At 34.7% G+C, this 9079-nt stretch carries 11 protein-coding genes and 1 pseudogene; 3 read left to right on the top strand and 9 right to left on the bottom strand.

Translation table 11 applies throughout. The annotated features are described in order from the left end of the window. From DXB52_RS14270 to DXB52_RS14260, 3 genes and pseudogenes are all read left to right on the top strand, one after another. Positions 1-427 (top strand): annotated as a pseudogene (locus tag DXB52_RS14270) (ABC transporter permease); the annotation flags it as partial. 15 nt (positions 428-442) lie between these two features. Further along, positions 443-1180, top strand: a complete 738-nt coding sequence (locus tag DXB52_RS14265) for an ABC transporter permease (protein WP_035403273.1) — start codon at positions 443-445, stop codon at positions 1178-1180. Between the two features lie 9 nt (positions 1181-1189). Continuing rightward, positions 1190-2089, top strand: a complete 900-nt coding sequence (locus DXB52_RS14260; RefSeq protein ID WP_118107892.1) for a sensor histidine kinase — start codon at positions 1190-1192, stop codon at positions 2087-2089. Between the two features lie 283 nt (positions 2090-2372). On the opposite strand, the gene DXB52_RS14255 is transcribed toward DXB52_RS14260, so the two are convergent. The 9 genes from DXB52_RS14255 to DXB52_RS17520 all read right to left on the bottom strand — a co-directional run bounded on the left by DXB52_RS14255 (position 2373) and on the right by DXB52_RS17520 (position 8955). Further along, positions 2373-3437 (bottom strand): SIS domain-containing protein, encoded by a 1065-nt coding sequence (locus tag DXB52_RS14255; RefSeq protein WP_055146688.1) that lies wholly within the window; start codon positions 3435-3437, stop codon positions 2373-2375. Positions 3438-3465: 28 nt separating this feature from the next. Then, positions 3466-4266, bottom strand: coding sequence for an alpha/beta hydrolase (locus DXB52_RS14250; protein ID WP_055146685.1), 801 nt, complete (start codon positions 4264-4266; stop codon positions 3466-3468). A gap of 10 nt (positions 4267-4276) precedes the next feature. Beyond that, on the bottom strand, positions 4277-5002 hold the full coding sequence (locus DXB52_RS14245) for a GntR family transcriptional regulator (RefSeq protein ID WP_117542068.1): 726 nt from the start codon (positions 5000-5002) through the stop codon (positions 4277-4279). A gap of 22 nt (positions 5003-5024) precedes the next feature. Beyond that, positions 5025-5282, bottom strand: coding sequence for a PfkB family carbohydrate kinase (locus tag DXB52_RS17530; protein WP_472520349.1), 258 nt, complete (start codon positions 5280-5282; stop codon positions 5025-5027). A gap of 71 nt (positions 5283-5353) precedes the next feature. Then, entirely contained in the window at positions 5354-5818 is a 465-nt protein-coding gene (locus tag DXB52_RS17525; RefSeq protein WP_472520347.1) for a PfkB family carbohydrate kinase, read from the bottom strand. 17 nt (positions 5819-5835) lie between these two features. Further along, the gene (locus tag DXB52_RS14235; protein WP_117569740.1) at positions 5836-6567 is read right to left on the bottom strand and encodes a GntR family transcriptional regulator; all 732 of its coding nucleotides are present in this window, start codon (positions 6565-6567) and stop codon (positions 5836-5838) included. Between the two features lie 35 nt (positions 6568-6602). Then, positions 6603-7949, bottom strand: coding sequence for an amino acid permease (locus DXB52_RS14230; protein WP_117579571.1), 1347 nt, complete (start codon positions 7947-7949; stop codon positions 6603-6605). Positions 7950-8119: 170 nt separating this feature from the next. Beyond that, entirely contained in the window at positions 8120-8722 is a 603-nt protein-coding gene (locus DXB52_RS14225; RefSeq protein ID WP_472520343.1) for a TIM barrel protein, read from the bottom strand. Next, positions 8719-8955 (bottom strand): hypothetical protein, encoded by a 237-nt coding sequence (locus DXB52_RS17520; RefSeq protein ID WP_472520341.1) that lies wholly within the window; start codon positions 8953-8955, stop codon positions 8719-8721. The genes DXB52_RS14225 and DXB52_RS17520 overlap by 4 nt, the downstream gene beginning before the upstream one ends. Positions 8956-9079 lie beyond the last annotated feature (124 nt).

Below are 9079 nucleotides of genomic sequence, written 5' to 3'. Positions count from 1 at the left end.
AGTAAAGTTAATTGTATCTCAAATAGGTTGTATTATCATTCTGGTATTTCCATTATTTGTACATGGAATTATTAGTCAATTTTATATTGGAGAAAAACTTTTTTGGAATGATAGCACATATACTATGGTTTTACTAACTCTGTTTGCCATGATAACACTGTGTGCATTACCGATGTTTTTTGCTTTTATTTTTCGTGATATGGGGAAAACACTGACAGTTTCAATGGTTTTATTTTTTGTTATGATTTTTTTACTGAACAGTGAATCTGCACAAATAATCAGCAGAATAATACCAATGGGACAACTTAGGTTAATTTCATTGCAAAAGGTCTATTCGACAAACTTTTGCTTGTTTGTAGATTTTTTATGGAATTTTATTTTATATTTCATTGCAGGTAGTGCTTTTTTACATACAGACTTGAAATAACCGGAGGTGTTTTTTATGGATAAATTATTAAAACTGGAAAAATATCAGTTGTTACATAATTCTATTTACTGGTGTGGTATGATTGGAATATTTATTTTAGGATTTTTTACAGCAGATACTTATGTTACAGAGGTCATGGGACCGACAGAAGAAATTGTTTCTTCTCTTGCTGATATTTTTAATGGAATGGTGTATGATTCTACGTTTCTTCTTATCATCATGTCGGCTATACTTGCATTGATTTTAGGACAGGAATTTTCTAAGAGAACAATAAACTTAGAGGTCAGTGCTGGACATTCCAGAAAACAAATTTTTACAAGTAAAATAATATCGTATTTAATTGCTTTTAATCTTATGGCTCTTGTCTATCCAGTTTCAGGGTGCATAAGGGAATTTGGACGCTTTGGTGTTGCAGACGTGGGAATGTTTTTTTACAATATTATAAAAGCAATCATTTATTCTTGTCTGCTTAATAGTGCGATATTTCTAATTGCAATACTTATTTGTTGCTATTTACAGGATGCTGTAAAAGCAACTTCGGTTACAGCAATTATTATTTTTGGTCTTAGCTTATATCTTGGCTATGGAATGATGTTGAGATTACCAGTCGGTTTTTTACCTACTTATCAAATCAGAATCGTTGTCAGCATGAAAACCTTTTTTCAACCGATAGCTATTTTAGTAGGATGTATATGGTCTGGTATATTGGTATTGCTTTCGTGGATAAAATTTTGTAAATGTGATTTTAAATAGGTGGAGAAAATGTCTAACATAGAATGGATTTTAATTATCATAACAATATTTTTAGTAATACTGCTATTTCGATATATTCAATTAAAAAAACAAATCCGTAATCTTGCGGATCAAGTTAATGAATTGAATTCTGGAAATTCACAGCAGATGTTAGACATTTCGTTGATTGATAAAGATTTAGAAAGACTGGCTGGTATATTGAATCAATATAATATCAGACAACGACAGGCTGTTGCAGGCGTATTACGCAATGAAGAGTATTTAAAAGAATCTGTTGCTAATATATCACATGATTTGCGTACACCTCTTACAGTCATTCTTGGTCATTTACAATTATTGCAAAAAGAAAATTGGGAATCCAGTCAAGCACAGCGTGTAAAAGTGATTTTTAGCAAAGCCGAAAAAATGAAAGAATTGGTAGAAACATTCTATGACCTTTCTATTTTGGAGGAACAGCAGACAGTTCCAGAAAAAGAAAAGTTTAATATATCTAATATGTTAATAAATTTAATTACGGAAAATGCCGTTGCATTAGAAAAGGAGAATATTTTACCCGAAATAAATCTCCCAGATTATTCAATATACGTATATTCTGATAAAAATATGGTAGAACGAATTTTACAAAATCTGTTGACAAATGCAATTAAGTATTCTGTTGGAATGATAAAAATAACACTTATGGAGAAAGAAAATAATAATATTATATTTACCATTGAAAATCCAATGAGTGACAGTTCAGAAATTGATTGCAATCGACTTTTTGACCGTTTTTATACAGGCGATAAATCAAGACATAATGGAAGTACAGGATTGGGACTTGCGGTAGTAAAAACACTTGTTGCCATTCTTGGCGGAAATATTGTTGCAAAAGTACATGCCAATAGCCTTATTATTACTCTTGAATTATAAAGTATTGAAGATATATTCGTATGATAATTCATTGAAGAGTGGACATCAAAATGTAAAGGGGCTGTCGCAGCTTATCACCATTCCGATTAATCATCTTCATTTATTTCGTGGTTACTGAGCAATGACCTGAGTTTCGCCCCGCCAGATTTTATATTTCTAAAAATAGTCAGGTGAAATAGTTCAATTAACCTTTTCACCTGACTATTTACATAGCAAAGAGTCTCTGTACAATTACTTCGTGTAACAGCACTCATTCTACCAATATCTTTTAAAAATCTAATTCTTAATAATCAAACTGACGATAATATCTACGAATAGAAAGTGGATGTCTTAAAAACAGCTCCATATATGCATCTACACGATTATTAACACCATGCATTACCAAATGAGAAATTGTTCCTCTAAATTCTGGACTAATTCCTTTTAATTCATGTTCTTTTGTATCAATAATAGTATAGTTTGCATTTACACGTGGAAGAAATTTTGCAACACGCTCAGCTAATGGTCGTTGTTCATCCTCTCCCATAAACAGAGTAACTGGTGTATCTTCAACGATAATCTCCTGCATTCCGTGGAAAAATTCTTGACAGCTAATAGATTTTGTACGGATCCACATCTGCTCCTCCCAATAGCACATAGCATAGGAATATGTTGCCCCATACTGATTTCCTGATCCAATAAAGTAATGAGGAAGATCTTTATGTTCTTTCCAAAATGCCACCTTATTTTTTGCATACTCATATGCCCACTCATCGGAATCTTTCTCAACCTGAGCTAATACATCCGCAAGATTAGCTTCCATCTCTTTATTATAACGGTCATAATCATCAAATTCACCATTTTTATACATCAAGTAATTTGCAACCATATAAAATTTCAACTGCTCATTCATTGGATAAACAATCAGATAATCTTGCTTGTCAGGCTGTGTGAGAGTAGTACCTGGATTATCGATGAATGAAAATACTTTTGCACCTTTTTCATGTACTCTGTCCACTAATTCAACCATTTCTTTTGTATTTCCAGATACTGAAGATATAATTACTACAGATTTATTTGTAAATTTTTTGTTTCCTGTAGTCAAAAACTCAGCTGCATTTTCAACAAATACTGGAAGCTTTGAACGGCCACGCATATATACTTCCACCTGCATACTGGAAGCATAAGTACCTCCAATACCAATAAAATAGATTCCATCAAATCCTTCTTCCCAGATTTGATCAATAATTTTTTCAATCTGCGGACGAAGAGCAAGTGCTCCATTCACACTATCAATCTGTGCTTGCTCGTTAAAATTACGCAAACAAGCTCCTTCTGTTTCTTTCCACGCTTTTGCTTCATATTTCATAGTTGATATCCCCTTTCACTACTTTTTTTTAATACAATTTCGTTGTCTGCAAATCTAAATTTAAGAAAAATTGTATAGCACGTTGAATCATTTTATCCCAATAAGGCCACTCATGATCCCCTGGTCCTTCCATATAAACATGACCATAACCATTACTTTCAGCGACTTTTCTAAATTTCTGATTATTTTCATATAAGAAGTCTTCTGTACCACAAAATTGAATTAACCTTGGACGATTTTCGTCTTTAGCAAGTTTCTCTACCAAAAACAGTGGATTTTCCCACTCTTCTGGTTTTCCTGCTTCTCCATGAAAACTCTGTATTTCTTGTGGCGACATATCTTCCCAATTTCCGGCAAGTACCATCTCCGTAAATCCTACATAATCGAGTACTCCTGATAAACTTGCCACAGCTTCATACTTCTCTGGTCTATTCAATGCAATCTTCACTGCACCATATCCACCCATACTCTCTCCAGCTATAAATGTATTTTCTCGTCTTTGATCCAAATGAAACCATTTCCCACAAATAGCTGGAAGTTCATCTGCAACATAATGGAAATAATCAATTCCAACTTTTCCTGTTGTGTAAAAACTACGTTGAACTTCAGGCATAATTATTATGAAATTATATTTTTTTGCATAATATTCAATTTTAGAAAATCGCGTCCATTCATCACTATTTCCTGACAGTCCATGAAGTAAATAAAGAACCTTCGGTGTTCCCTCATAAAGAGGTGTTACATCATTAGAAACATCCGGGAAAATAACATTAATCTGTGTTGTCATTCTTAAATTTTTGGAATAAAAATTTCCTGTAAATAATCCCATTATTTTAATTTTACCTTTTATCTGAAAACTGTACATTAAAGTTACATTTATCACCACGCACATAATTGCGATTGAATTCGATTGCCCTTCCATCCGTATCATACGTAAGACTTTGAAACAACATCATGGGTGTTCCTGCATCTATTCCCAACAGTTTTGCATCATTCAAACTAGGACGAACCAAATCCAATGTCTGCTCTGCTTCCGCTAAATGAATCCCATACATCTCATATACTTCATACACAGAAAACACCGATAAATCAATCCCCTCCATTTTGGGAATTAAATAATGCGGTATATATAATTCCTCTAAAGAAACCGAATCTCCGTCAGCATAACACATGCGCTTAATATAAAAAATAGGATCTTCTGGTTTAATGCCGAACATATTTCCATACAAATTTCCTGCCATTCTTAGATACTTGGACACAATTCTAAAAGATGGTTTCATATTCCTATCTAACATTGTTTGTGTAAAACCTTCTAATTTTTCCATGTCTCGTTCGATTTTATGTCCTAAAACATATATTTCTTTATCAGAAATATATTTCAACAATCCTTCTTTGACCAAGACTTCTATGGCTGTTCTCACAATTTGCTTCTGAACACCAAACATTTCAGCCAATTCTGTATCTGTAGGTATTTTTGTACCAGGATATAAATCGCCATCTTCTATTTCTATTCTTAAAATCTCACTCACTTGCTGAGTGATCATTTTTTTACAGGCAGTTTTCATATTTCGGCTCCTTATTTTTTAGTTACCATGCTCCAAAATACTTTAATGTTTCTGTTGCATTTGCTGCACCTTTTTCCATTGCTCCTTCTATGGAAAGTCCATCTACAATTCCTGTTAAAAATCCAGCAATATAACTATCTCCAGCTCCCATACTATCTACAAGGTGATCACAAGGAACGATTCCAAAACGATGATATCTTTCACCATCATAACACAAACTGCCTTCTTCTCCCATCATACAAATGACAAGCTTAGGTCCCTGTTTTTGAATTCTTTCCATTTGTTCTCTTACCTCTTTAGTATCTCCTGTATCCACAGAATAAAAGAGATAATCTGTATATGGTATCGCTTTTACACTTTCCTCTGAATCTGGCTTGTCGCACAATCAAAGGCAGTAACAATTCCTTTTTCCTTCAACTCTTTAAACTGTCCTTCTACTTTGCCCCAAACATCACAAATTACAACATCAAAATTTTTGATATAATCAATATCTTCATCTGTTAATTTATATTTTTCCAATACGCCTTCGTCGTAATCTCCAAATACTCTTTCGCCATCTATCAATTCAACCTGGGTAACGGCTGTCTTTCCTTTTTCTACACGCAAATGCGAAGTGTCAACGCCTTTCGCTTTGATAGTTTCTATCATAATCTGTCCGTAGACGTCATCACCTACTGGTCCAATATATGCAGCCTCTCCTCCTAAACGGAGTGTATAAACTGCCATATTTACCGGGCCTCCCCCCGGAAATGCTTTTCCACCATCTATATTGTTATAATAATCAATACAGTTACTTCCAACCGCCGCTAATCTCATACGATATCACTCCTTTTTTATCTGGTGTCTCGCCTTGTTAGAACATTCGTATATTGTACCTGATCTGGTCTCGCCATAATCCTAAAAAACTCAATACCTACTCCTCTATCGTCGTTTACAACACCTGACTGATAGTACAAGTATTGTCCTTCTTCTACCTTCAACAATTTAGCTTCTTCTTCTGTGGCAAATGTAATTCCTACTTTCTCCGTCCCTTTAGTCAACAATATGCCTAAATCCCCTAGAACTTTATATAAAGATTCTTCTGCAAAATTGTGAGCTTCCAAACCTTCACACTGTTCGTAATTAATGTAACTATTCTCAATCATCAAAGGAACATTGTTTCTAATCCGCAAGCGATATAAATGAAATACTTTATCTCCCTCTTTTATCTGAAGTTTTCTTGCAATATATTCATCACACGTCTCAATTCTAGAGATTAATACTTCTGTCCAAAGAAAGTACCCTGTTTTTCTCATTGCTTCCGAAGTAGACTGAATTCCCTTTATATCCCTAACTAATCTCGGAGGTGCCACAAAGGTTCCAGAGCCTTTTACACTATATAGTTTTCTTTCTTCAATTAGTTGTTGAATAGCTGTATGGAGAGTGGAACGATTCATTTGCCACATTGTACACAACTCCCGTTCGCTCGGAAGCTGTGTATGTGGTTTTAGTTGGTTTTCTTGTATATACCATTGAATCTGCTCCATCGCCATATCTTGCGGACGAATTTTTTTTATTTTCTCCATACAGTTCTCACCTTCTCAACATATTAAGCTAATGCTTATGCACTTTCTCTTTTATTTTTTCTATCCCAATAATAGAATACTGGAAGTCCTGTAACTACTGCCACAAACGCACAAATTAAGCTCTGCATTGGCGCATATGTAAGCTGACCCCAGATAAGTGTACCTGTCATAATAATTGCAATAAGAGGCATAATTGGACCACCTGGGCATTTATAAGATGGATCGTATCCATGTTCTTTGCCTTTTTTTCGAAGCACAAAGATTGTACCGAATGTAAGCACATTCTTTAATAATGCTACCATTGTAAAGTATCCTAGCAATGCTGACAAGTTTGAAGCAAAAATTAATACGATTGCAACCGCACACTGTACGATAATTGAAAAATAAGGAGTTTCGTATTTTGGATGAACTTTTGCAAAAGATTTAAAGAATAAATTATCTTTCGCCATAGCATACTCGATACGTGGCTGGAACATAATACAAGATGATAATGAACCAATTACAACAATAATTGCCATAATTGCAACAATTGTACCTGCATACTGTCCAATTCCTGGAAGCTTAGATGCCAACAATGCGATTGGAGCATCAGATGTAGCCATTTCATCAATAGAAAGAATTCCAGAAGCTACAAATGTTAATCCTGCATAAAGAGCTAGTACAATAACTGCTGTAAGAATAAGACCCAAAGGCATATTCTTTTTCGGATTTTTAATTTCGCCTGACATATAACAAGCAGCTCCCATACCATCATATGACCATGTTGTTGAAGCTACACCTGCGATTAGCGCAGCAATTCCAGTTTTTGCATATCCTTCCAAAGGTGCAGAAGATAATAAAATATCCCCCTGAAGATTGAATAAACCAATACCAATAACCAATGCAAATGGTAAAATTTTAAGAGCTGTAATAATTGTCTGGAATTTTCCACCGCCTTCTACCGAACGTATGTGTACTCCCATGAAAATTAATACAAATACTACAGCAACCAGCTTTAATACAAAACCATGAATCGGAACAAAAAATGCAAGATAATTCACAATTGCTAAAGCCATGATTGAAATTGACGGTGGGTCAGTTGCCCAAAAGCTGATCCATCCACACAAGAATGCGAGTGGTCGAGATCCTGCTTCACGGAAGTAAACATATTGTCCACCATCCTCTGGATAGGCAGATGCTAATTCCGAATATACAAAGTTTGATGGAATCTGAAGCAATCCCCCTATAATGAATGCTAATACCAGAAACAAGCTACTACCGGCAGCATTTGCTACCTCAGATAAAGATGAAAAAATACCAGAGCCTACTGTAGTACCAACGCCAAGTGCAATAACAGCGCCAAGTCCAAGTTTACGAGCAAGTTCGTTTTTGTTTTCAGACATAAAAACTCTCCTTTCCTTTTAAACAGAGTATAATTGAAAAATCTTGTGCACGACTTTTCTTTTTTTAATTTCCTATTATCTTCGATGCTTTTATATTGTAAACAGCTATCTATCTTCGCTATCACAATTTCTTAAATAATCTATTACTTTTTATTTATTCACTTTCACATTTAAACGATTCCTGCCTCGGCCATTAGCTCACGCATGTTATCAATGGCACGTTTCGCATAAAAACGTGGTTCGTTAATATAATTTGTAACCAATTCAAGTGTTGCAGTTTTATCATAACCTATTCGTTTCATTTCATATAGCATTTCTTTAATTGGAATATTTCCCTCTCCTGGTATCATATGGGTGTCTGATCCATTTTCTCCATCAATAATATGCATATGATCCATCTTATTTCCGAGTTTATCAAAATATGCCATAATACTTTCATGCTGTACAAATGGTGGAACAATATCACACATGCCGACTACATATGGATTATCCACTCTTCTAAATAGCTCCACCAAATCATTTGCTCTTGTAAAGAAATTAGATTCATACGGTGTTAAAGCTTCAACTACTAGCTTGATTTCTAGTTTTGCTGCATAATCTCCCAACTCTTGAATATTTTTTTCTAATCTGCTCCACAACTGATCATATGTAGCAAGATATCCGCCGTTTGCAGGACTTGTAAGTACAAATTCCGCACCCATCTCTTTTGCCATTTCAAGAGACAGTTTCAGATAATCAACAGCATCTCTTCTCTGAGCCTCTGAACCAATCATATAATTGTAAGGATAGCATTATGCTCCGGTGTGTAACCAAGCACCGGCATTTCATACTTTTCAATTAATCGGCGAACTTCATTAATATCTCCCGCTTTCAGATCCGGTGCATATGCATGTGGACGCCCACCCCAAAGCTCGATATAATCATAACCGTACTCTTTAGCATCCATAAAACAATGCTCCAACGGATTCCTCTGATATCCCGATGTAAACATTCCAACTTTTAACATTATTTCATTCCTCCTTGTTGTGTTTTGTTGGTAAAATTATATAATAATTAAGCACCATTTTCTATTCGCAAGAGGTCTAAAATTCAATTATAAAAAAATGTATAAAATCCCATAACCATGTTGT

This window comes from Ruminococcus sp. OM04-4AA (genome assembly GCF_003462585.1).
Lineage (GTDB): Bacteria > Bacillota > Clostridia > Lachnospirales > Lachnospiraceae > Mediterraneibacter > Mediterraneibacter faecis.
The sequence above is the reverse complement of the archived record's forward strand: the minus strand, read 5'-3'. Positions and strand labels throughout refer to the sequence as shown.